General features: G+C 37.2%; 15 protein-coding genes. 12 read left to right on the top strand and 3 right to left on the bottom strand.

Annotation, left to right across the window (positions count from 1 at the left end):
• Positions 1–362: 362 nt before the first annotated feature.
• The 4 genes from IPU53_RS22420 to IPU53_RS22405 all read left to right on the top strand — a co-directional run bounded on the left by IPU53_RS22420 (position 363) and on the right by IPU53_RS22405 (position 5828).
• Entirely contained in the window at positions 363–1220 is an 858-nt protein-coding gene (locus IPU53_RS22420) for a helix-turn-helix transcriptional regulator (protein WP_207453376.1), read from the top strand.
• Positions 1221–1373: 153 nt separating this feature from the next.
• Positions 1374–2882: a sulfatase family protein gene (locus IPU53_RS22415; RefSeq protein WP_207453375.1), complete on the top strand. Its 1509-nt coding sequence runs from the start codon at positions 1374–1376 to the stop codon at positions 2880–2882.
• Positions 2883–3117: 235 nt separating this feature from the next.
• Entirely contained in the window at positions 3118–4242 is a 1125-nt protein-coding gene (locus IPU53_RS22410; RefSeq protein ID WP_207453371.1) for a GntR family transcriptional regulator, read from the top strand.
• A gap of 410 nt (positions 4243–4652) precedes the next feature.
• On the top strand, positions 4653–5828 hold the full coding sequence (locus IPU53_RS22405; RefSeq protein ID WP_207453369.1) for a GntR family transcriptional regulator: 1176 nt from the start codon (positions 4653–4655) through the stop codon (positions 5826–5828).
• A 474-nt stretch (positions 5829–6302) separates the two neighbouring features.
• Here the strand turns inward: IPU53_RS22405 and IPU53_RS22400 are convergent, their stop codons facing one another.
• Positions 6303–8429 (bottom strand): galactose-binding domain-containing protein, encoded by a 2127-nt coding sequence (locus tag IPU53_RS22400; RefSeq protein ID WP_207453367.1) that lies wholly within the window; start codon positions 8427–8429, stop codon positions 6303–6305.
• A gap of 165 nt (positions 8430–8594) precedes the next feature.
• Positions 8595–9914, bottom strand: a complete 1320-nt coding sequence (locus tag IPU53_RS22395) for an ABC transporter substrate-binding protein (protein ID WP_207453365.1) — start codon at positions 9912–9914, stop codon at positions 8595–8597.
• Positions 9915–10818: 904 nt separating this feature from the next.
• Here IPU53_RS22395 and IPU53_RS22390 point away from each other — a divergent pair.
• The 3 genes from IPU53_RS22390 to IPU53_RS22380 are packed head-to-tail and all read left to right on the top strand — an operon-like array spanning position 10819 to position 17436.
• A complete protein-coding gene (locus IPU53_RS22390) occupies positions 10819–12843 on the top strand; it encodes a glutaminase family protein (RefSeq protein ID WP_207453380.1) in 2025 nt (674 codons plus the stop codon).
• Between the two features lie 22 nt (positions 12844–12865).
• Positions 12866–15055, top strand: coding sequence for a hypothetical protein (locus tag IPU53_RS22385; protein ID WP_207453363.1), 2190 nt, complete (start codon positions 12866–12868; stop codon positions 15053–15055).
• Positions 15056–15057: 2 nt separating this feature from the next.
• Entirely contained in the window at positions 15058–17436 is a 2379-nt protein-coding gene (locus IPU53_RS22380) for a beta-L-arabinofuranosidase domain-containing protein (RefSeq protein ID WP_207453361.1), read from the top strand.
• Between the two features lie 58 nt (positions 17437–17494).
• On the opposite strand, the gene IPU53_RS22375 is transcribed toward IPU53_RS22380, so the two are convergent.
• Positions 17495–18508: a LacI family DNA-binding transcriptional regulator gene (locus tag IPU53_RS22375; RefSeq protein WP_207453359.1), complete on the bottom strand. Its 1014-nt coding sequence runs from the start codon at positions 18506–18508 to the stop codon at positions 17495–17497.
• 372 nt (positions 18509–18880) lie between these two features.
• Between IPU53_RS22375 and IPU53_RS22370 the strand changes: the two genes are divergently transcribed.
• The 5 genes from IPU53_RS22370 (at position 18881) to IPU53_RS22350 (ending at position 24075) form a co-directional block, all read left to right on the top strand.
• Positions 18881–20188 carry an ABC transporter substrate-binding protein gene (locus IPU53_RS22370; RefSeq protein ID WP_207453357.1) on the top strand — a complete coding sequence of 436 codons (1308 nt, stop codon included), beginning with the start codon at positions 18881–18883 and terminating at the stop codon, positions 20186–20188.
• A gap of 263 nt (positions 20189–20451) precedes the next feature.
• Positions 20452–21333, top strand: a complete 882-nt coding sequence (locus IPU53_RS22365) for a carbohydrate ABC transporter permease (RefSeq protein WP_207453355.1) — start codon at positions 20452–20454, stop codon at positions 21331–21333.
• Positions 21320–22174, top strand: coding sequence for a carbohydrate ABC transporter permease (locus IPU53_RS22360; protein WP_207453353.1), 855 nt, complete (start codon positions 21320–21322; stop codon positions 22172–22174). Before IPU53_RS22365 ends, IPU53_RS22360 begins: the two co-directional genes overlap by 14 nt.
• Before the next feature lie 20 nt (positions 22175–22194).
• Positions 22195–23253, top strand: a complete 1059-nt coding sequence (locus tag IPU53_RS22355) for a zinc-dependent alcohol dehydrogenase (RefSeq protein WP_207453351.1) — start codon at positions 22195–22197, stop codon at positions 23251–23253.
• Positions 23254–23277: 24 nt separating this feature from the next.
• Positions 23278–24075 carry a sugar phosphate isomerase/epimerase family protein gene (locus IPU53_RS22350; RefSeq protein WP_207453349.1) on the top strand — a complete coding sequence of 266 codons (798 nt, stop codon included), beginning with the start codon at positions 23278–23280 and terminating at the stop codon, positions 24073–24075.
• Positions 24076–24082 lie beyond the last annotated feature (7 nt).

Genomic DNA, 24082 nt, shown 5'->3' with positions numbered 1-24082 from the left:
GACATTCCCTAGCGAATAATACCCAAAAAAGGCAGATGTGATCATCTGTCTTTTTTTAGGTAGGGCATTTAAGAAGGTCAAAACACTCTGTAACTTTGCCTGATTCTGTCAGACTACTAAAACTGACAGCAAAAGATCCGGTCGAAAATGAAGAGGACTTGTTTCCTATTGCCAAGTCTCTAAAAACCAACGGCGTATAGGCTCTCCCCTTGTATTTTGCAGGCTGTTTTAGAAAAGGGAATTATGAAATTGATTCAAATAGTAAAAACTCCCATTTTGTTAACTTATATATGCTAATATACAATGAAATAGGAAATGTATAAAATCCCATGTAAAATACAATTTTTTCTGCAGGTGAAATAATGATGCAAGAATTTGATAAAGAATATGCGGAGTTCTTTTATTTAACATCAGAAATGTTAGGTGGTATGGGCGGGATATGGCCCCTTCGTGGTGGAATTAATAGAGCAAAATCCAATTACCATATAGGACCACGTTTTATAGAATGCTATAGTTTTCACTTTGTTATGGAGGGAACTGTAAAGTTTGTCCAGGGAGAAAATCAAACTGAACTACAGAAGGGTGACGTCTTTTGTCAGTTTCCTCATATTATTTATGAATACTATACAACCTCACCAGATTTGGAATTGCGGATGTGCTGGTTGGCCTTTTCTAAACAGCGAATAAAAAAAATTATTCATTTACTAAACTTAACACCGCAAAAATCTTATTTCAGAATCAATGATTATTTCTATTTAAATGATCAGTTAGAAAAAATATGTACACTCCTTTCCAAATTGGATTTTACTAATTTCAAGGAAGTTATAGAGTTACAAAGTTCGTTATATAATCTCTTTCATTTTCTTTTAAACCATGCTTCCCAAGATGTTTCTATCGATATTTCAGATTGGTTGCAGCGGAGCAAAAATTATCTAGATAACCATTTTACAGAGGACATCACGATCAAGGATGTCGCGGAATATGCAGGGGTACATCGTTCCTATTTATCCAAATCGTTTTCAAAAAGGTTTGGAATGTCTCCCATTCAATATTTGCAACATCAAAGATTAGAAAAAGGAAAGAAGATGCTCGAATCAACAGACTATGCTATTTCAGAAATTGCCTCGTCACTTGGCTATCCAAGTCTTTATGCATTTACGAGGGCATTTAGCAATTATTGCAAAATCCCCCCAACACAATATCGTCAAATGAAACGATAAAAGCAGGCCGGTCATCCTCTTACAGAATAGGTGATATAGCTTAAACAGCAAATAATCCAACAAAATGACAATTACTTATAACATTATGTTATTGGTTTAACAGGGCTTTTATTTTATGATCACATATATACCTTACAAGAGGAAGTGATCGTTTTGGGGAGACCTAATATTCTACTCATTACAAGTGATCAGCAACATTTTGATACGATAGGCGCATTCAATTCTCAAATTTTCACACCAAATTTGGATAGACTTGTAAAAGAGGGGACAACGTTTCAAAGAGCTTATTGCCCAAATCCGACATGTACTCCGACTCGTGCATCTATTCTTACGGGACAATATCCGAGTCAGCATGGGGCATGGACACTTGGAACCAAATTACTAGAGGATCGCCATACAGTGGGAGAGGATTTTCTAGAAAATGGCTATCGTACTGCTCTTATTGGAAAAGCGCATTTTCAACCATTACAAGCAACAGACGAGTATTCCTCTTTAGAGGCTTATCCACTTTTACAGGATTTGGATTATTGGAAGCGATTTAAAGATGAATTTTATGGCTTTGAACATATAGAGCTTGCTAGAAATCATACGAATGAGGCACATGTTGGGCAGCATTATGCTGTATGGATGGAAGAAAAGGGTTGTAAAAATTGGCGAGATTATTTTGTAGAACCTACTGGTACAATGAGTAAAGAGATAGAACATAGATGGCCGATTCCTGAGGAATATCATTATAATACATGGATTGCAGAACGGACCAATCATAAGTTAGAAGAGTACAAGCAAAATAATGAGAATTTCTTTATTTGGGCCAGTTTTTTTGATCCTCATCCTCCTTATTTAGTTCCTGAACCTTGGGATCGCATGTATGATCCTGAGAAATTGACAATCCCAAAAGGCGTGGAAGGGGAGCATCAAAAAAACCCTCCGCACTTTCAAATGACACAAGAAGAATCACCAGATTTTTCTGCCTATCGAGAAACAGGGATTGGTATACATGGCTACCATTCTCATCTTGTAGACGAAGAAAGACATAAAAAGATTACCGCCACCTATTATGGGATGATTAGCATGATGGATAAATATATTGGGGAAATCCTTGATAAACTGGATGAACTTGGGCTTGCAGAAGATACTATTATTGTATTTACGACCGATCATGGACACTTCTTTGGACAACATGGTTTACAGTTTAAGGGAGGATTTCATTATGAAGACTTAATCAAGGTGCCATTTATTGTTCGATATCCTGGAAAGATACCAGCAGGCCACATTTCCAACGCTATGCAATCCTTGGTTGATCTAGCTCCTACCTTTCTATCATTTACGGAAATCCCTATTCCGAGAGCGATGACAGGCGTTGATCAAAGTAAAGTGTGGATGAATCAAAAGGACCAGGCAAGGGATCATATTATTTGTGAATTTCGACATGAGCCAACTACCATTCATCAAAAAACGTTTGTGGATGAACGATATAAAATTACTGTTTATTATAACCAAACCTATGGCGAAATTTTTGATTTACAGAAGGACCCACAAGAATATAATAATTTATGGGATCAAGAAGAATATCAAACTCTAAAATCCCAACTTCTTTTGAAATATGTATGGGCAGAACTAGGTAAAGAACCTATGCCAATGCCAAGAATATGGGGGGCTTGAGATTATTTATATTTACAAGCACCAATTATTCCTGTATATCGGCTGATGACTTATAGAGCAATTTTTCTTACACAACTTGCGATCGGTTGGGTCAGTGCCCAACGGTCGTTTTTATTTGAATACTGATTGTTTGTAAAATATCTCTAGGAAAACCGGATTATTTGTTATAAACTAGAAATTTGAGCTTAGCTAGTATGATATAATGTTATATTAGCTTGATTTGGAGGTGAAGAATATGAAACCATTGTACTTACAGATATATGAGTCCTTAAAGCAAGATATAATTTCTGCAAAGTATAAGGTTGGGGATCAAATACCATCTGAAAAGGAATTGTCCACATATTATAACGTTAGTTCAATCACTGTTAAAAAAGCCTTAGAAAAACTTGCGAATGAGGGTTTTGTTTATCGGAAGCGAGGAAGGGGGACGTTCGTTTCTGAAATTGCGACTGAGGATGACCTTCTAAAAAAGGATTTGACACGTAAAAAACCGTTGTTTGGTTTGGTTCTTACATCATTTGATGAAAGCTTTGGGAATGATTTAATTGCTAGCCTTGAAGAAGCCTCTCAGGATACCTGTTTTATTATCTTAAAACGCTCTTTAAGTATTCCGAGCAGAGAAGATAAGGTAATTAGAGAACTATTGGAATACGGGATAGATGGGCTAATCATAATTCCTGCTAAGGCTGAACATTATAGTTTAGAAATTCTTAAAATGGTCGTGAATAAATTTCCGTTAGTGTTAATTGATAGGTCCTTTAAACGATTAGCTGTTACCTCGATTTCAACGGATAATGAACAAGCAGCTAAAATGGTAGTGAATCATCTATTTGATCTTGGACATGAGAATATAGGTGTTCTCATACCTAAGGATAACGATACAACAGCTATTTATGACCGTATTAAGGGAATTGTAGAAGCATTTGCTGAAAAAAAGATTATCGTGAACCGGGAACAATGGTGCTCAGATATAAAAATTCCCTATCCCACTCATGAAGATGCCAAGAAAACGATTGAAACTATTAAAAATCATATTATGAGGAATCAAGAAATCACAGCTCTATTTGCACTGGAATATAACATTGCCATGTTAGCGAAAACAGCTGTTGAACAATTGAATCTTAAGGTACCCGAAGACATATCAATTCTCTGTTTCGACAGTCCCCCTCGAAATACATGGGAATGGAATTTTACTCATATTGAACAGGATGAACAAGTGATTGGACAGTTAGCGTTAAATAAATTAATGGAAATGCAAAATGGTCATACTGTCATTGATGACATTCGCGTGCCGGCAACGTTAGTTAAAGGAAATTCAACAGTGAAGAATAGAAGGGGAGTAAGTAATTTTGAAAAATAAATTAATCTTTAAAAGAATGTTCGCAAAGTCTGGTAATAATGACACAGCTCTATAAGCGTCATACCCCCCCATCTATTGGGGGCTACTTTTCTCCATAAAACGATCTCTTCATAGCTGAAGAAACCCAGGCTCACGAATAGCTTCAAAAAATTCGAGAGACTGGGTTCACTATTCCATTCCAAAATTACTAAACCCATAAATCAAGGTCCTAACTATCACAACTGTTCCCCAATTCTCTTTACTTCTAATATGCCTCACTATTTGCTAGTTGCAGGCGTTTATCCCGCATTAACGGGCAGTAATATGCTAAACGTAATTAAGCATGTAAACGATAGTATTGCTGTACTAACCTATAAATGTTATATTAAATATGATATATTAATAAAAAATAATAATCAGGAGTTTTCAATATGTCCAATGAACCAAGAGAGCCGCTTTATTTGCAGATTAAGGAGTACTTCCAAGATTTAATTTCTTCTAAACAGCTGTCCGCTCACGAACGAATACCAACAGAACGTGAGATTATGGAAAAATTCAGTGTTAGTCGGATTACCGTTACGAACGCTTTAACAGAATTAGTAAGGGAAGGATGGATTTACCGAATTCCAGGAAAAGGCAGCTTTGTACAAGATAGGGGCGAGAAATTTCCTCAGGAAGTGAGTAGTCCAGAAGAGATAACGACAAAAAATAGTCTGATTGATTCTTCAACCGATACAAATTCAAGACGCAAGATGATAGGGCTTATCATGCCGACTATTGAAGACTTCTTTGCTGTAAAGTTAATTAATGGTATTTATGGAGTTTTACTAAATACGGAATACACTGTCTCCATTATTCTCACTCACAATTCAAAAGAAAAGGAACAAGCAGCCATTAGAGAGTTCCTACGTATGCAAGTGGTTGGACTTCTTATTTTTCCAATTGATGCCGAAACGTACAATGAGGATATTCTAGAATTGAAGGTAAAGAACTTTCCTTTTGTCTTAATCGACCGATATTTGCCAGGTATTGAGACGAACTTTGTCGGTTCTGATAATATCGAGGGTGCAAGGTTGGCAGTTTCCCATTTATGGGATTTAGGGCATCGAAATATTGTCATTTGCGGGGATTCAGCTAAAACAACGGTTTCTGTAGAAGATCGGATTAAAGGTTATATGGATGTGTTTACGGAAAAGGGGGCAATGATTAACCCGTCATTTATTGTAACGGATTTCACAGTGAATTATTCCAACCCAGAAGAGAGTTTCCCTCTTAAAAACCTGATCCAGAATAAGGTTGCTACTGCCTTTATCGCGTTAAACGCAAAATTGGGTCTGCATATTTATAAATTGGCTGAAAGTATGAATTTGAACGTTCCAGATGATCTATCCATTATATCGTTTGATGATCCGTATTTTGATTCTGAGTTAGGTGCTTTTACACATATCTATCAGTCCGAACAACTTATAGGAGAGGGGGCGGCAAATATATTAATTCAGTTACTGGATAAGCGTCATAATAATGAAGGATATAAGAAAAAGAACATTCCGCCCAAACTTGTTGTGAAGGGAACAACCGGTAACGCACCAAAAGTACTGTTTGACTAAAAAAGGGGAAGTCCTTTTTTAAAAGAAAGGAAATATAAATTTGACCTTTTTAAAATCGCTTTGTTATAGGGAGAGAATTTATTCGGTTGCTAATCCTTCAAAGTGAGGTAGAATAACAAAGATTCCTAGAGTTTGACCAAGGAAATCTGAAAGAATGGGCAGATCTGCTTTTCTTTGGCTCCATATTTTCAGACTTAATTAATGAAGCAGCGGTAACTAGGGTTAGCCTAATTATAGGATGCTTTAGGCGCAGCTTTTTACCATAAGAACTTCATTTACTCTCAAGTTATAACTAAAAAAACATGAATTGAATTTTTGTTTTCACCCGAAAAGGTCATTCATCCAAGTGCAGCGCATTGTTCACCTGTAAAATGATAATTTTTTGAGAATCTATCTTTTTGGGTACTAACCAAATTTTCAATTGAAAAAAATCACAGATTGAGGATGAGTCCTCAGTCTGTGATTTTAATATTATTAATCCACTACTCTACCATATATTTCAACATTAGCAATCCTTGCGGTATCATCTGCACCTGGATTATCAATTGTAAGCCTTAGATATCTGGCTTTTACTGGATCGAATTCGATATCTGTTACATTTAATTGATTCCCTCTATAATCATCGATTAATTCCCATGTTGAGCCATCTGTGCTTACTTCTACTCGATAATCGCGTGTATTCAACTCTTGTTCGAGGCTATGTTCCCCTGCATGTCTGATCACATACCGATTGATCTCATATGTTTCGCTGAAATCAAATTCCAACCAATTTTCTTCCTCTGAAGAAGACCAAATATCAGCGAAGGTGCCATTAATAGTAACTTTTGGATCTACTGTAGTATCACTTGCTGTTACTGTGGTATGCTCTGACATCGCTAAGTTAAATGGTAAGTGATTTGCTTCATTATACAATGCAAAGAAGTGATCTGCTCGAACAAACTCAACATTCCCATCATACTGTTCATTTAGCTTATCATGAATTTCGATGATTACTTCTGGTCTTAACTCGCTCCAAATATCGACTTGATAAGATAAGAAATATGGAGATTCCCCATCCCATTTATTAATCTCAGTTGTCATATCACCGAAGATATGATCGTAGCCACTTCCGTAAGGAATCCTTAATTTTTCAAAAGGTACTCGATCATTTTCGATACTTCCTTCAACAGAAGGTACATCCCTAAAGTTTTGAACGGTTGCTCCATATAAGTTACGACCATTTCTTTCATAAGCTTCTCTAACCATTGGTGAAGCATCATCCCAGATCGTGACAACTCTAATACCTGATCTTTGTAAGTAGGTTTCTGTTAAGCGCGTATATCCATCGGCTGCATCCTCATCCGTTAAGATATCTTTTACTGGGGCTCCAGGCTCATTTAGTGTATTATAAGGCATCATGTAACCCATCCCAGAAGGTCCAGTTACAAAATATTCATTTTCAGTCGCATCTTGATAATAATAGTTTAATAGTCCAGGACCAATATCAACAAGGCCAGGAGCAATTGTCCAGTTCATCGGAATTTGTCCTCGATAGTCTTCATTTTCATCCCAAATCACCCTCATCGCCCGTTGTGTATATTGAATATTATCCCCATCGCTTATATATAAAGCGATATATACTTTGTTTTCTAACTCAGGTTTATTCGGAACTGGTGGAGGTGTTATGGTATTATCATTTCCGCTATATACACTGCCGCTTATATAAAAATCAGCAGGCATTGTGCCTATGCCAAACTTTGATGCTAACGTAATGCCGGAACGCTCGGTCGTATACCAACCAAGTGCAATTGCATTTCCTGGTTCCATATCTCTATAAAACTTTTCAAGTACTTCTCTCTCGTCATCGTCTAATGTATCAAGCCAAAGAACTGTCTCACCAGTTGCTGCAATAATATCTCTCGTATGATGATGATCTCCACCTTCATCATATGGTTTAGCATTTAAAATAACCCGTTTCTGTGTGTCACCCCAATAATTATCATAGAGATAGTTATAGATTTCAATCGGAGTTGTAAAAGTCATTTCTGTGAGATCTTCTACTACATCTAATTCTATCCCTTTGGCCTGCATTTCTTCATATACACTTTCAGCTGCAGGTATAGCATTCATTATTCCAGCCATTGTTCCCGCTAAATTTCTATAATGGGGACTTATTGTTGGATCATACAATATGACGCCATCGACTTCGTCTGCGTACTTGGCAAGTAAATCGAATTTAGTAGTTTCTGAATAGGCTTCACGATTTTCAAAACCAATGATTGGTGTCATCGGCCATGTAAAAGCACCTTCATCTGTACTAGAGTCAAGCAATAAAATTCTAGGTTTTTCTTTATTCACAAGCCCTTGTAATGCAGAAAAAGTGATCGCTTCATCTGTCGAAAATGCTTGAACCAATATTGTATCAAGCGTATCTTCAGGTGTTGAAAAGGTAGGCAATGCTTGCCCTTCTGGCCAAGAAATGCCATTTTCTATGTTTGTTATTTCGGGATATGGCTTATAATGATTTGTTTTATTTTCGTAGCTTTCCATAAGACTACATCCTCCTAATATACAACCAAGTAATAAGAAAAGAATCGGAAACATAAGAGACCCTTTATTCATATAAATTCTCCTCGTAAATCTTTACGCTTCAAAAATTAACATAACTGGTCGACCTCTTATCATTGCACTCTCTCCAATATAAAAAATAAAGGGCACACCCTTCTCTTCTTAGTAAGGTGAAGAATATGCCCAATCATTATTTGAAAACATCATACAACCATTTCTTTATTCTGCTCCCATTGCCTCCTGAATCTTTGCAGCTGATTCTTCTGCGACAATACGCAAATATTCATTTCGGTCAATGTTCCTATATTCCTCATCATTTAACCAACGGTGTACGTTAAAATCAACATAGTTATCCCATCTACTAATATGCTCCGGTGGGCTTGCAGGCGGATGAGCAAAAATAGATTGCATATTTTTATCATGCGTTGATTCATAATCTTGGAAGAATTGTTCTAGAACTTCATCTTCTACACTAGTAGGCCCAAGACCAATTCGAGAAGCAAATGTCTGATATTCTGCTTCGGTAAAATAAGTAATAACGTCAAACGCTGCGTCTTTGTTTTCACTTAGAGGGCTGATACTCCAATTAAGGATCCCAAAATCAGGTCGATGAGTTACTGCTGGTTCACCATCCCATGTAGGGAGTGCTGTAACATCATAATTAAGACCTTCTGCTTCTGACCACCAATCTACTGCTTGAACAAACTCAACGAACATGGCTGTAGAACGTTCATCAGTAAATTTAGCTGGCTCGAAGAAAGGTTCACCTGAATTATCTAGTGCTCCTATATCTTGGATTAAATCTAGATACCTAGCAAATTCCTCTTCCTCTTGGATTAAAACTTCACCTGTTTCAGGATCAGTTCGATTCACTGAAAATTGTGCAAATGGTACATGCGCAGGTCCTAAATCTAAACCACGATAATGAACACCATTTCGCTCACCAGATACTTTACTTGCTAGATCGATCGCTTCATTCCAAGTCATATCCTCTGTTGGATAATCAACACCAAAGGTATCGAAAATATCTTTATTATAGAACAACACCCAGTTGACAATCTCATAGGGCATACCTAAAAGTCGTCTTTCTGGATCTTTAGCTCGAATAGCTTCTAAATAAACAGGGTTGATATGGCTCACATCATAGCCATGTTTTTCGATTAGTTCATCTAGATCGTAATCAAGTCCAAAGTACTCCATATTGTCGGGAGAGAGTTCAAAGATAATATCTGGATTCAAATCTTTAGCAAACACTTCCTCTAACTCTTCTCTACCAGAACCTGATTGAATTTGTTCAATTGTAATCCAAGGAAAGGCTTCTTCGATCGGATCTTTAAAACGATCGTTAAACATTTCTTCATCCCAACCTATAACAACTTGTAGAGTAACTGGATCTGGATCTCCCTCTTCCACTTCATCATCCGCTGTGTGATCCTCATCATTTGGTTCAGTATTCGTATCATTAGCACAGCCAAAAGTAACGATCACTAATAAAAAAAGCAGACACATCATTAGGAATTTTCTTATCTTTATACTCACGCAATTAACCTCCCATATTTTAGGTAATTTCAACAATTTCTTAAGACCTTGCTTGTCATGTGATTCTTATCAACATGTTGTTACAATTTCTCAAGGCTTAGTTAAACGCTTTCAATTATAGACTTTTAAGTGACAATGGCATAATGAAAGGATACCATAACCTTAGACCTCTCCTTTTTGTGTTTGATTGTTACCCATTTCCAATGCCACAAAAAGCGAGGTGTCATTTTATTTCGCGCAAACATTACAAAACTAGTCATCATTCAACAAATGTTGACGACAAATTTTGCAAGAGTCAAGTTGATTATTTCAATTAACATATTCGGACACTATGAATCAATCATATTAAACTTGGATGTTGAAACTTGTTCATCCTATACATGTTGATCTATATTCATTAACATTTTCCCAATCCCTCCCCCCTTGAAGTCCCTTTTAAGGAGAAAACTGCAAAATAATTCAAATACTTAAAATAAATGGAATATAGCTAATATATCCTAATTTGTTATAACAGTCAAGGTGTTATTGATATGTCATTAAGTGCATATTTAACAATTTTCTCATAAGAGAAGGGAAAGGATGAAGTATTTAGACTAGAATTCTAAATTTATTTATTATAATATTATATTAAACAAATTGAATTAAGAGATGTTAGAGAGGTGTTAGAATTGAAACCGTTGTACTTACAAATATGTGCATCCTTGAAATAGGACATAATATTAGTAAAGTATAAAGGTGGAGACCAAGTCGCCGAAAAAAAGGGTTATTTGCCTATTATCTTGTTCGTTCAATACTATGAAAAAGTCTACTTAAATTATGCTATTTGTAATCGGATTCATACTCTTTGATATTATGATTATATTAAGGATATTTAGGTTAATAAAATGAAATGGGAGTGAAAATGATGGGAAATTCAATGAGACCTCCAGCGGTGCCTTTACTAAATGTTGATCCTTATTTTAATGCTTGGTCCAGCTCGGACCATTTGTATGATGATCATGTACACCATTGGACATATGATGTACATCGTGATTCTGGTATTTTTGGAATGGTTGGAATGATTAGGATTGATGGTGAAGTCTGGCGTTTTATGGGAAAAGTGCCAGACGCTGAAGAAAAGGTAAATAATTTAAAGCAACTTCAACTAACTGTAAAGCCATTATCAACCATATATACTTTTCAAGGTGCAGGGATTAAACTGCAAGTGGATTTTACAACACCACTCCTTTTAAATGATTTGGATGCGCTCTCAAGACCAGCTTCATATGTCACATTTGATGTATGGGCAGATGATGGAAAGGAACATGACGTACAAATTTATTTTGATGTAACAGCGGAATGGTGTGTTCATGATAAAAAACAGCAAGTCAGGTGGTCACGATCAACCTTAGAAGATGATATAGCGGATATGTGTATCGGAACGGTTGACCAACCTATTTTGGAACGGACAGGTGATGATACACGGATTGATTGGGGGTATTTTCATTTATTGGTCCCTCAGGCAAGTAACGCTGTATCTGTTATTCATGCTAGTAATATTCGGAAGCAGTGGATACAGACGAACTCCCTTCCCGATGAAGATGATCGTCATATGCCTCGCTCAGTAGAAGAGAACACTCCGGTAATGGCGGTAGTATTAGATTTTAAGTCGGTCGATGCAACGAAAGAGACAAAGTTTTTAACGTTAGCCTATGACGATATTGATTCAATTGAATATTTTCATCAAAGACTTCCGGGTTACTGGAAAGGAAATGGTCAAACGACAGATCAAATGTTGCAATTGTCTATTACTGATTACTCTAGACTGAAGAAAGCTTGCCATGAATTTAATGAAATCATGATCCAAGAGACAACGGATGTGGGAGGCACGAAATACAGGGATATTACTTCTTTGGTTTATCGACAAGCGGTTGCGGCCCATAAACTAGTCTTGGATGATCAAGGGGATCTATTATTTCTCTCAAAGGAAAATAATAGTAATGGTTGTATTGGAACTGTAGATATCAGTTACCCATCAATTCCTCTATTTTTATTGTACAATCCTGAATTAGTAAAAGGGATGATGCGACCTATTTTTCGCTATTCCAGATCAGATGATTGGCCATTTGAATTTGCTCCACATGATGTTGGTGTCTATCCAGTTGCAAATGGTAATGTGTATGGAGAGAATAAGTTGGAAAACCAAATGCCCATTGAGGAATGCGGCAATATGTTAATCATGATGACTGCAGTTTGTTTAGCAGAAGGAGAAGCGACTTTTGCAGAGGAAAATTGGGATTTACTTACACAATGGGCTAAGTATCTTGAAAAGAATGGATTAGATCCTGGGAATCAACTGTGTACAGATGATTTTGCTGGTCATTTAGCCCATAATGCAAACCTATCAATAAAAGCGATCATTGGGATAGGCAGCTATGGTATTTTATGTGAATTATTAGGAAAAAAGGAAGAAAAGAAAAAATACATTGCTTTAGCCCAGCAAATGGCAACAAAATGGGAAGAGATGGCAATAGACAATGATCATTATAAGTTAACCTTTGATCAAGCGGATACATGGAGTCTTAAGTATAATTTGGTTTGGGATATGATTTTTTCTCTAAACTTGTTTTCTAAAGAAGTAAGAGAAAGAGAAATATCGTATTATTTGTCAAAACGGAATCGTTTTGGTACACCCCTTGATAGTCGGGAAACCTATACAAAAGCAGATTGGCTTGTATGGGTAGCCGCTTTAGCCGATCAGAAGGAAGATGCAAGCGCATTAATTGAACCGCTATGGCTATATTTAAATGAAACCGAAGATCGTGTTCCATTTTCTGATTGGTTTGATACGAAGTCAGCCAAAAGATTAAATTTTAAAAATCGATCAGTTGTAGGTGGATTATTCATGTTGATGTTAAAGGAAACGAATTGGAAAACGGCTAACGCATAATGATGCAATGGGAGGGGAATGAATGATGGAGAAAACTAGATTGGAAGAAAAAACGGGTTTCCAGGAAAGAGTAGCCTATCATCCCACGTTTGATTTAAGAACAGACTTTGTTATGGTGTACGGCATTGATGAATCGATGCCGAAAAGAATAAAAGAATGGCAAGACCGTGGGTACGTTGTTCATCTAATGACAGGAGTAGCCTGGGGAGAATATCAGGATTATTTATACGGCGAAGTTGATGGAAGGAAACATTGGGATGAAGCACAGAAAAATCGTCTTGGTGAAATTATTGGCCATGGTAAAGACGTACCTTATATGGTCCCAACAATCGCCTTTACTAACTATTTAACTGAACGGATTAAAGTGGCTGTAGATGGTGGAGTAGAGGCCATTCATCTTGAAGAACCAGAGTTTTGGGTAGAAGGTGGTTATTCAGAGGCTTTTAAGAGAGAATGGCAGATCTTTTACAAGGAAGCATGGGTTCCTCCCCACGAATCAGTAGATGCTCAGTATCGAGCGTCAAAATTAAAGGCTTTTCTCTATACACGCTGCTTAGATCGGCTATGCGGTGAATTAAAGGAATACGCGCAAGTAAAATATCAAAGAGATTTACGTTTCTATGTTCCTACTCATAGTCTAATTAACTATACACAGTGGAGAATTGTCAGTCCGCAGTCACAGCTACTTAGCTTACCGACTGTTGATGGATACATTGCGCAAGTATGGACAGGTACCTCGCGTACGCCAAATGTATACAATGGTGTCCGCAAAGAGCGGACATTTGAAACGGCATACTTAGAATATGGAGTTATGCAGGAATTAGTGCGTGGCACCCAAAGAAGAATGTGGTTTTTGCATGATCCAATTGAGGATAATCCAAATTATGATTGGGATGATTATCGAAACAATTATTATAAAATCGTAACTGCTTCTTTATTTCATCCAGATGTTCATCGCTATGAAATATCGCCATGGCCAAACAGGGTCTTCAATGGATCTTATCCTAAAAAGAATGGGGAAGGTAAAGAAGCGATTCCACCAGATTATGCGACTAGTTTGCTTATATTGATGAATACATTGCGTGATTTTGATCAAAGTGAGATTGAATGGGTTGGGAAAATGGATCCAGTTGGTGTTCTCCTTGCTGATTCCACTATGTTCCAACGCAATCACCCTGATATTTTGGGAGAGGATGGCTCGCAAAAATATGATGGAACAGATGCGGAGATGTTGAAAGGAGACAAAGCGCAAGAATTGCTTGATTGGTCAGAGTTCTATGGTTTGACGTTACCCTTGTTAAAATCAGGGATTCCCGTAAGGCCTGTTCAGTTAGATAATATTAGGCAATTTTCTTCATATCTAGATGACTATCAAACATTGATTCTAAGCTATGAATTTTTAAAACCAGAAGCGCCTGATATTCATCTCGGCTTAAGTCAATGGGTGCAAAATGGTGGTCGTTTGCTGTATGTTGGTGATCATAGTGATGATTATCATCATGTAAGAGAATGGTGGAATTCAAATGGCTCTTCGTATGAAAATCCGGCTGAACATCTTTTTGAAGCACTTGGGCTCGAACGAAAACTGGAACGAGGTACCTATCCAGTTGGAAAAGGAATGGTAAGCTTTCTGCCATTAAATCCAAAGGAATGCGCTGAAACCCAGCAAGATGCAGAATTATTGAAGAATACTGTGAGACAGCTTTTTTCAACCAACGATTGGGAGGAAAAAAATTATTTACTTCTGAAGCGAGGGCCGTACGTTATTAGTACTGTAATGGACGAATCAATAAACGAGGAACCTTTAAAATTACAAGGTGTATATGTCGATTTATTTGATCATAATTTATCAATACGTAAAGAGGTTGTGGTTCAACCGGGAAATCAGTTGCTCCTATATGATCTGGAGAACCATACAACTGACCAAAAGAATTGCCAAGTGATTGCTTCCTCTTCAAGAATAGAAAATATCGTCAATGATGGAAATGATATTGAGATGTTCGTGAAGGGACCTTTAGGAGTACCTGGAATTAGTAGATTACGATGTGTCAAAAAAACATCGAGTATACAAATTAAAAACAAAGAGCAAGACAGCTATCAGGATATTCGCTTTGATTGGGATCAAGAAAGCCAAACTGTTTTAGTACGCTATGAAAATAATCATAATGGCCTCCATATAAAGATTGCATTTGAGCAAATAGAGGGGGAATAGAATTGGCAAATCACAATACACAGCCGCCGATAACAAGTGCAAATAGGGAGTCAGGAAAAATGTTTAAGGCTCCAGTTGCCAACAAAAAACCGCTTGTTGAGACGCCGTTTACTCCGTTACCTCTTGGATCAGTCGCGGCTAAAGGGTGGTTGCTAAAGCAACTCGAACTCCAGCGAGCGGGGGCTACCGGTTATGCGGAAAAACTGTATAGTGAATTGGGAGAAGAGGCGGCTTGGCTTGGAGGCGCAGCTCCTGAATCCGATTGGGAACGCCCTGTTTATTATTTGAAGGGTTTAGTTGCTCTTGCCTACACGTTAAATGACGAAGAACTCATTGTCACTTCCCAAAAATGGATCAATGCCATTTTGGCAAGTCAGCGTAAGGATGGATTTTTCGGTCCAGAAACGAATGACGATTGGTGGCCGCGGATGGTCGCTCTTTATGCGCTGAAAGATTATTATGAAGCAACGAGTGATGAACGAGTTCTTCCATTTATGACAAACTATTTTAAGTATCAGTCTGCGCATTTGCCTCATCGCCCTTTGAGAGATTGGGGGAAAATGCGTGTTGGAGATAACATCGATACCGTTTTATGGTTGTACAACCACACGGAGGATGAATTCTTGCTTGAGCTGGCAGACCAGCTCGCAGGCCAAGGCTATCCAATTACAGATCTGTTTACCTATAATAAGTTTCAAGACTTTGGGGATGATTTTCACCCAACTCATACGGTCAATGTGAATCAATCGATTAAAATGCCTGCGGTTTATTATCAGCGTTCACATTCTGAAACCGATCGTGATGCCTTCAAAGTCGGAGTCAAAAACTTATCCAATCATAATCAGATTACAGGCATGACAGCAGGTACTGAAATGCTTGCTGGAATTTCCTCCACACAGGGAGTAGAGCTTTGCGCCATTACTGAACGAATGCAAAGTAATGAGGCAGTAGCAATTATTCTTGGTGATTCACATATTGGAGATGATTTAGAAAAAATTGCTTTCAATTCCTTGCCTGGGGCTATGGATAAACAAGTCAAAAACCATCAATATTATTCTTTACCGAACCAGGTAGAGAGCGACTATGCTGATCATGGTTTTAAGCAAGACTATTCTAATGGTACAATGCCTTCCCCAACCTCTGGTTTTCCGTGCTGTCGCTTCAATATGCATATGGGATGGCCCTATTTTGTGAAGAATATGTGGGCTGCCACCGCAGATGGGGGCATTGGCGTGATTGCTTATGGACCAAGTCAGGTATCGGTGAGATTAAAAGATGTGAATGTAACCATTAAGGAGACGACAAATTATCCATTTGAGGATCATATTCAATTTGTTATCACCACGTCTCAAAGAGTGAGTTTCCCCTTAAAGCTACGAATTCCAGCTTGGTCGGTTAAACCTAGTGTTACGGTTAATGGGGAACCGGTGGAAGCTGTGAAAGCGGGGGAGTATGTAAGTATCACGGAAGAATGGAAGACGGGTGACAAGATCGTTCTTCAACTACCAATGAAGCTGAAAACGACAACATGGGTCAATCATTCCATTGGTATTGAACGCGGTCCACTTGTGTACTCCTTACAAATGAAGGAAAATTGGCAGATTAAACATAAGCCAATAGCGGATATACCAGAATTTGATCCACCTGCTTTGGGTTTTAACGAGTATCATGTAAAGGCGGATAATGCATGGAACTATGGGTTGCTTATGGACCGAAAGAATCCAGAAAAATTCATTAATGTGGTGACAAGGCCAATGCCTGAGAATCCGTTCGAGCAAGAGCTAACTCCGGTTAAGCTTGTAGCGCAAGCAAAGAAACTTCCAACTTGGGGCAAAGCAGCCAATCATGTAGAAGCTGACGAACCCCCTGTAGGCCCAATTCACTCAACAGAGCCGACGGAAGAGATTACCTTGGTTCCTTATGGAGCACAGAATCTGCGTATCACCTATTTTCCGGAAGTAACAGAGAGCTTAACGGAGACAGGAGCTGCTAAATATGAGGCAGAACAAGCAGAAATATTCCATGCAGAGATCAAGAAGAATGAACCTCATGCATCTGGAGGTAGCTATGTTGGTGGCATCGATTTTGCGGAAAGCTACGTGAAATTCAATCAAGTTATTGTTCCAGAAGAGGGACAGTACAACATCGATATTTGGTTTGCCAATGGAAATGGTTATAACTCAGCAACTGGCAAAATGATTGTCAATAACGAAGAATATGTTTTGACATATCAAGGTACACGTGGCTGGGGCCGTTTCATGGCCATCAAAATAGAGGTCCCATTAAATAAAGGCTCTAATACAATCACATTCATGAAGGATCAAGGATTTTATGAACTTGATTATATTGTGGTTAGGCCGCTTTACATGGAAAACTCTTAAAAGATAAAGTGCAATCTCAAATAGTGGGGATGAAAGCCCCGCTATTTGAACCTGCGCTTTATTTTTTATACTTCGATCCGATTATTTTTTGCAGTGTGGGAACAATTATTTTCCTTTCATCTACCGGCTGTTGTTTAATGATATTAAATAAAAGTTTGGTGGAAAATTCACCTAATTTATGGGTTGGATTTTCTATTTGAATTAGTGAAGGAAATAAAAATGATGTAATCTCTGTATTACTGTATCCCCCAACTAAAAGCTCAGACGGGGTTTTAATTTCCAGTTCGTCTAATATTTTATATAATCCTAATAATTTTAGGTCGTCCGTAGCGAAAATAGCAGTCGGATATGGCTTAGAATCCAATAACTTTTTAGAATTATTATAGGCTTCTCCCATCGTAAAACCGCAATTTATCATAAGTTCATCTTTTAATGCGAGTTGATTATCTAGTAGGCACTGTTTGTATCCCTTTAATCTGTCGATGGAAACGTGATATTCTTGAGGGGAGTATAAACAAGCGATGTTTTGATGTCCTAAATCAATCATGTATTGAACTAAATTATAGCTATCTTTAAAATTGTCAGTATCGACAGAATAAATATTTTCAAAATGGCCATTTACTTTTCCAATCACAACTGTTGGGATATTAAGTGAGTTTATTTGTTCAAAATAATTTTCATCACTTGGAGAGCTTAGCATTATAATTCCTTTTACAATTTTTGATGATGTTTTCATGATGGTTTTCTCTATTTCATCTAAGTTGTTTTGCGATGTTTGTAAGATCACATCATAGCCTTTTGTTTCTGCATACGTAGAAATAACATGGAGTATTTCTGAAAAAAACGGGTTGTTTTTTGTAGTAGCAGTAGATCTTGAAACAACTAGAATAGCATCAAATCCAGCGGATAGCCCTCTGGCTATTTTACTTGGCTGGTAATTTAGCTCTGCGATTGCTTTTAATACTCGTTGCTTACTTTTATTAGAAATATTGGGGTTATTATTCAAAACTCGGGAAACAGTAGACTTTGATACTTTCGCAACTTTTGCAATGTCATAAATAGTTGGTTTCATTACATCACTTCCTAACTGGGATCGGTACCAAGTATATTGTAATATATATTCAATGTAAAGTCATCTCCAATTTTTTATTTTTAAAAAATTGAATAGGACAAAAATCATGTATTTAAGCGTTTCTATATTGATGAAATCGTATTCCATCATTTTTTTAATTTAATAAACTAATAAATCTTTCAAACAACCCCCTTGACATGAGCCAAAAGTATGTATTAAGCTATTATTTACTGGGAGCGCTCCCAAGGTAAAATTATATTTGGGACCGCTCCCGAAGGAAGAGTGTTTAATATCTAATTAAAGGAGAGGGTAATCTCTTAGAACTCATTCTTGAAGTCTTAATTTGTTTTGAAAATAGGGAGGTCATATGAAATGAAGAAGAATATTGTAATACTTTTTTCTATACTATCATTGAGTTTTGTGTTATTTGCTTGTTCGAATAAAGGGGATTCTGCGAAAGAGAGTAGTAGCGATCAAGTAACAATTGAATTCATGCATACTTCGGTTGAACAAGAACGTCTGACAGTGATCGATAAATTAATTGAGAAATTTGAGAAAGAAAATCCTAATATTAAGATTAAGCAAGTTGTAACAGAAGAGAGCAATTTAAATACAAAAATTATTACACTTGCACAGTCTGGCGAGTTACCTGAAGTTGTAGAGGTTGGCCAAGATTATGCAAAAGTAATGGATAAAGATGAATTAATTGATAAAGATGCTGTACAAGGAATTATTGAATCCGTAGGTACTGACGAATATTACGATGGTGCTTTGCGATTAGTGCGCTCTGAGGATGGAAATAGCTATCGAGGTGTACCTATAAGTGGTTGGGTGCAAGGCATTTGGTATAACAAAGAAATGCTAGAGTCTGAAGGGTTTGAAGAACCAAAGAACTGGGATGAGCTTTTAGAAATTGCTAAGGCTTTTACAGATGAGAAAAATCAGCAGTATGGAATTGCGCTACCAACTGTAGAAAGTAACTATTCAGAACAAGCTTTTTCACAATTTGCCTTATCAAACGATGCAAATGTTCTTGATGCAGATGGAAATGAAACATTTAATACACCTGAAATGAAAGAAGCATTAGAATTTTATGATGAATTATCTGAATATACAATGCCGGGGTCCAATGATACGACTGAGGTAAAGGATGCCTTTATGAATGGGAGTGCCCCGATGGCGTTATATTCCACTTATCTCTTACCAGGTATCTATAGTGACGGAGATCCAAGCAATGTAGGCTTTGCGATTCCGACTCAAAAAAATGAGGCTGTTTTTGGTACTGTAAGTTCATTTACGATTACTTCAGGTTTGGAAGATAAGCAAAAAGAAGCAGCGCAAACTTTTGTAGAGTTTATGTCTCAACCTGAAAATACGACAGACTGGATTCTTATGGCTCCAGGCGGTGCTCAACCAGTTCATAAAGGTGTGGTTGAGAACGAGACATATAAGTCTAATGAAGTCATTCAAGCATTTGGAGAATTATCGGATGAAATTGCCGAATCCTTTAACGATATACAAGTATTTGGAGTAGTAGGGGATTCGAATTTTGTGAAAATGGGAGATATCACAAGTACGGGCGCGATTCCAACCATGATTAATAATGTGACAGTAGGTGGACAAGATATTCAAAAGGCATTAGATGAAACAGAAGCTCGAATTCAAGAAGTGACCAAATAATACAACTGGATGATGCTGCAGGGTTATTACTTAACTTGCAGCATTGCTCGTATTTGGAATATCTATCTCGTAAAGTGTGTGTTCAAAAAGAAGGATAAAAAGGGGCCTAAGTCGGCGTCGGAATTTTGAGGCGGAGAAGAAGCGGTGACTTCGATATCACAGGACGTGTCGCACTTAGTCGAAGATCCTTTAGCTCGCAGTGTCACTTTTACCCGACTTTTTAAACATCCTTGTAAAGGGAATTTCTGAAGGTGGTAATAATCATGTTTAAAATAAAGCGAGAATTATCTAATGGAAAATTTGCGTTAATATTACTGTTACCAAGTATTCTTTTAATATTAATGCTTATTGGATATCCGATGATTTCAAATATATACTATAGCTTTTTTTATCAACCAGTGAATCCGCGCTTGGGTGCAGAGTTTATTGGTTTTCAAAATTATATAGATACATTTAAGGATGTAGAATTTTACAAATCATTGGGCATTACATTGCTATATACATTGTTAGTCGTTGGGGGCAGTACCATTGTAGGGTTATATGTTGCAATTTTGTTTAATCGGCCATTTAAATTCCGGAAAATTGCTCGATCACTTATCATCTTATCTTATGTTACACCATCGATCTCACTGATTTTTGCTTGGAAATATATGTTTAATAATGGATATGGGATTGTAAATTACATTGGAAGAGACGTTTTACATTTATTTGATCAAGCCCCCTTATGGTTCGATAATCCCTCTAGTAGTTTTATTCTAGTTGTATTATTTGCCATCTGGAGATATTTCCCTTATGCGTTTATCTCTTTTTTAGCCATTCTTCAAACTATTTCACCTACATTATATGAAGCAGCTGAAATGGATGGGGCGAATATATGGGAGAAGTTTAAGGCGGTTACGTTACCTGCTGTTATGCCGGTGTTATTAACCATTGTTACCTTGAGAACAATCTGGATGTTCTATATGTTCGAAGATGTTTACCTATTAACAAATAAAGTGAATGTCCTTGGCATTTATCTGTATAAAACGGCATTTGCCTTTAATGATTTAGGGAAGGCATCCGCTATCTCTGTCATATTATTCGCAGTTATTTGTACTCTCATTATTCTTATAAGAAAGAGGGTGAATTTAAATGGCAGCCGTTAGTACAAAGAAAACGAAAACGTTGAAGGGAATCTTCTTTTATATAGGGATTTTACTGATCTTAGTTATCAGCTTATTTCCCTTCTTTATTATGTTAATGACGGCTTTAAAAAGTTCACAAGAAGCCATTTCAAGAAATCCAACTTTTTTTCCTAAAGAATGGACGATTCAACATTTTGTAGATATTTTTAATCCAAGTATTTTTCCATACCTTACTTATCTAGAGAATAGTTTTGTCGTTGCCTTAACAGCATCGATTATTTCTGTTGTGATTGCTATCTTTGGAGCCTATGCCCTTTCTAGATTGGATTTTAAAGGTCGGCTCCAAATTAATGCTAGTTTTTACACTGTGTATATGTTCTCTGGGATTTTATTAGTAGTACCGTTATTCAAGATCATTTCTGGTCTTGGTCTATATGATACCAAGACATCTCTGATTATCGTCATGATTGTCCAAACGTTGCCTACAGCGATTTTAATGCTGATTAGCTTTTTTGAAACAATCCCTAAGGATTTGGAAGAGGCAGCGAAAATTGATGGTTTAAATCGAATAAAGATTATTTTTTACATTATTATTCCACTTTCCCTATCGGGGATCATTTCAGTATTTGTCTATTGTTTTATGGTTGCTTGGAATGACTTTTTATTCGCATCGATCTTTTTCTCAAGTGATGAAAACTTCACACTACCAGTTGGGTTAAATTCATTGTTCAGTACTCCGGATTATATTTGGGGAAGAATGATGGCTGCCTCGATTGTGACGGCTTTACCAGTAGTCATCATGTATGCCATATCGGAAAGTCTTATTAAAGGAAATGTAACCTCGGGTGGGGTAAAAGAATAATTCAGAAGGGAAGAAATAGGATGAAGACATTAATAGCAACAGAACCAAGGGTTGCCAAATTACAAACATTGGAAGAACCTACCATAAAAGATACGGAAGTAAAAGTGAAGGTTGAATTTTCCGCTCCTAAGCATGGAACAGAAGTAATTGATTTTAGAGGGACAACTCCCTTTATGGAAGAGGAATTCTCTGAAGAATGGAGAATGTTTATGCCTCGTAAAGACAAATCCCAAAAGGGAATTGTCTTCGGAGAATTCAAATTAGGCAATATGGTTGTAGGAGAAATTGTTGAAGCAGGTAGAAACGTAACAGATTATCGTGTCGGAGAACGAGTTTGTACCTATGGACCAATATCGGACTATGTTGTTGTTGATGCAATCGATAATCATCGTTTATTGAAAATGCCAAAAGATGCGAAATGGCAAAATGCTGTTTGCTATGACCCTGCTCAATTTGCTCTTAGCGCTGTTCGTGATGGAAATATTCGAGCGGGAGATTATGTTGTTGTCTCTGGATTAGGTGCAATCGGACAAATCGCCGTTCAACTTGCTAAAAAAGCGGGTGCGAGTTTTGTGGTGGCAGTTGATCCTATTGCGCACCGAAGAGACATTGCTCTAGAGCATGGTGCAGATCTTGCTTTAGATCCAACACAGTGTGACGTTGGATTTGAAGTGAAACAAAATACCCAAAGAAAAGGGGTAGATGTTTACATTGAAACCAGTGGAATTGCGAGTGCTCTGCAAGATGCCTTACGTGCCATTGCGTATGGTGGAACGATTTCTTACATTGCTTTTGCGAAGCCATTCCCGGAAGGATTAAATTTTGGCAGAGAAGCTCATTTTAATAATGCAAATATTGTTTTCTCTCGAGCTGCAAGTGAACCAAACCCAGATTATCCAAGATGGGATAGAAAACGGATTGAAAAAACATGCTGGGAATTATTGATGAACGGATATTTAGATTGTGAAAAAATTATTGATCCGATTGTTTCATTTGAGGAAAGTGCAGAGGCATATATGAAATATGTTGATCAATCACCACATTTGAGTATAAAGCTTGGCGTCACACACTCAAAGTAAATTTTCCAAGAAAGGATGAGGGCTATGAAACTAGCAACTCAAGACCAAAATTTTTTTCCGGAAAAAATCATTGATAAATTTCGTTATTTAAAAGACTTAGGGATAGATGGATACGAAATTGATGGGAAAATGCTAGTCGACAATATAGAAGAAATTAAATCCGCTATGGAAGAGACCGGAATAGAAGTTAAAACGGCATGTAATGGTTATGACGGTTGGATTGGTGATTTCTCTGAGGAGAGAAGAAAAAACGGCTTAGAGGAGCTTAAAAATATATTATATGCTCTACAAGAAATTGGCGGGAAAGGGGTCGTGATCCCAGCAGCATGGGGAATGTTCACATACCGATTACCACCATTTACTCCACCTAGAAACAAAGAAGGCGATTGGAATGCAATCTCGGATTCATTACTGTATCTAGAAAAGGTAGCAGAAAAAACCAATACTTCGATTTATCTAGAGCCTTTGAATCGTTATCAAGACCATATGATCAACAGGGTCGCTGATGCGCGAGAATACATTGAAAAGAACGACTTAAAGCATGTGAAAATTGTTGCGGATTTTTACCATATGAATATAGAAGAAGATAATATCCTAGTTACTTTACAAAAAAATAAAGATCTCATTGGACATATTCACTTGGCAGACAATCATCGTTTCCAACCTGGGAGTGGATCAATTAATTTTAAGCAATGCTTTGATCAGCTTCGAGCCAATCAATATGATGGTTATTTAGCCATTGAATGTAGAATCCAGGGTGAAGATGCAGAGCATGAATTCAAAAAGTCGCTTGCTTATTTAAAATCGATTCTTGCTTGTTAAGAGGTGT

It is taken from the genome of Bacillus sp. SD088, from assembly GCF_017355205.1.
Lineage (GTDB): Bacteria > Bacillota > Bacilli > Bacillales > Bacillaceae_C > Lederbergia.
This window is presented reverse-complemented; position numbering and strand designations above follow the sequence as displayed.

Coding starts and splice junctions, on each gene's coding strand:
- IPU53_RS22420 (WP_207453376.1), top strand. CDS start 363: ATGATGCAAGAATTTGATAAAGAATATGCGGAGTTCTTTTATTTAACA.
- IPU53_RS22410 (WP_207453371.1), top strand. CDS start 3,118: ATGAAACCATTGTACTTACAGATATATGAGTCCTTAAAGCAAGATATA.
- IPU53_RS22405 (WP_207453369.1), top strand. CDS start 4,653: ATGTCCAATGAACCAAGAGAGCCGCTTTATTTGCAGATTAAGGAGTAC.
- IPU53_RS22400 (WP_207453367.1), bottom strand. CDS start 8,429: ATGAATAAAGGGTCTCTTATGTTTCCGATTCTTTTCTTATTACTTGGT.
- IPU53_RS22390 (WP_207453380.1), top strand. CDS start 10,819: ATGGGAAATTCAATGAGACCTCCAGCGGTGCCTTTACTAAATGTTGAT.
- IPU53_RS22385 (WP_207453363.1), top strand. CDS start 12,866: ATGATGGAGAAAACTAGATTGGAAGAAAAAACGGGTTTCCAGGAAAGA.
- IPU53_RS22375 (WP_207453359.1), bottom strand. CDS start 18,508: ATGAAACCAACTATTTATGACATTGCAAAAGTTGCGAAAGTATCAAAG.
- IPU53_RS22370 (WP_207453357.1), top strand. CDS start 18,881: ATGAAGAAGAATATTGTAATACTTTTTTCTATACTATCATTGAGTTTT.
- IPU53_RS22365 (WP_207453355.1), top strand. CDS start 20,452: ATGTTTAAAATAAAGCGAGAATTATCTAATGGAAAATTTGCGTTAATA.
- IPU53_RS22360 (WP_207453353.1), top strand. CDS start 21,320: ATGGCAGCCGTTAGTACAAAGAAAACGAAAACGTTGAAGGGAATCTTC.
- IPU53_RS22355 (WP_207453351.1), top strand. CDS start 22,195: ATGAAGACATTAATAGCAACAGAACCAAGGGTTGCCAAATTACAAACA.
- IPU53_RS22350 (WP_207453349.1), top strand. CDS start 23,278: ATGAAACTAGCAACTCAAGACCAAAATTTTTTTCCGGAAAAAATCATT.